Origin of the sequence: Chthonomonas sp. (assembly GCF_035294165.1) — a bacterium.
Taxonomy (GTDB): Bacteria; Armatimonadota; Chthonomonadetes; order Chthonomonadales; family Chthonomonadaceae; genus Chthonomonas.
On the sequence record NZ_DATGLN010000076.1, the window covers coordinates 1 to 1,076 of the forward strand.

The window sequence follows — 1,076 nt, forward strand, 5'->3', positions numbered from 1 at the left end:
GAAACCATGTGTGCCCAAGCTCATCTCGGCCTCCGGCTTTCCAGATGAGGTAGTGCCATGGCGCGGCTATTGCCAGGCAGAGGAGGAGGCCGAGGAAGGGATACAAGCAACGCCATGCGGCGAGGAGAGTACGAGACGACGCGAACTGCAAAGAGAGATAGAATCGAAAGCCACTGTGTGCTTTGATACGCAGTGTAAAGCGTTTAAGAAGAAGGAAGAGGGCTAGAATAAAGAGTGGCAGGGCACCGGCAGCTCCTTTGGTTAGAATGGAGAGGGCGAGAGATGCCCAGAAGACCATGGCTAGGCCGAACCTCATTTTGGGAGTGACCCAAGAGGGTGGTTCAAGACAGAGATAGGCGCTTAGCATCATGGTGGTAAACCAGAAAGTGAGCAGGGCATCGGTGGTAAGTTGGCGAGCATCGAGGAGGGTGAGAGGGGCAAGCATGTAGGTAAGAGCTGCCCAGGCCGCTGCTCGGCGTCCGAAGGCGATTTTGGCGAACCACCAGACGAGCAGCGTTGTGAGCAGACTTGCGATGGCCGAAGGAAGTCGGGCGGCCAGAGGGGTAAGTCCAAAAAGGCGCATAGAGAGCGCCCCAAGCCAGTAGACAAGAATGGGTTTCTCAAAAAAGGGGGTTGTGGAGGCAGAAGGGTTTAGTGGCGGGTGGCTGTTAAGGCGTGGGGTGATCCAGTCTCCATGAAGAACCATTTGGCGGGCGCAAGCCACATAGAGGCCCTCATCGAGATCGAAGAGGGGTACGGAACCAAGTCGCCAGAAGAAGAGGAGCAGGCAGAGGAGCAGCAGACCTATTTCGGCGAGCGGGGACGATTCGGTTTTGTGTGCGGTTTCTTTTGTAAGGGTTCCCGTGTGTAGCATGTTCTCGTATAGAGTTTACCTGTGTTATGGGAATATACGGGAGAGATTGTCTAGGCTGTTGAAAGAAGGGGGTGCAGAAGCTTTGTAGCTCTCTGCACCCCTAGTGGGGTAGGGAAGCACTACTTCTAACCCGAAAAGGGGAAGAAGACACGTTGGCCGGTTTCTGCCGCTTTGTAGGCGGCGAGGCACATTTCCACCGAGA

Annotated in this window: 1 protein-coding gene; it reads right to left on the reverse strand. The window is 55.2% G+C overall.

Annotation, left to right across the window (positions count from 1 at the left end):
- On the reverse strand, positions 1 to 874 hold an 874-nt coding region (locus VKV29_RS04125; RefSeq protein WP_324200036.1), incomplete at its 3' end, for an ArnT family glycosyltransferase.
- Positions 875 to 1,076 lie beyond the last annotated feature (202 nt).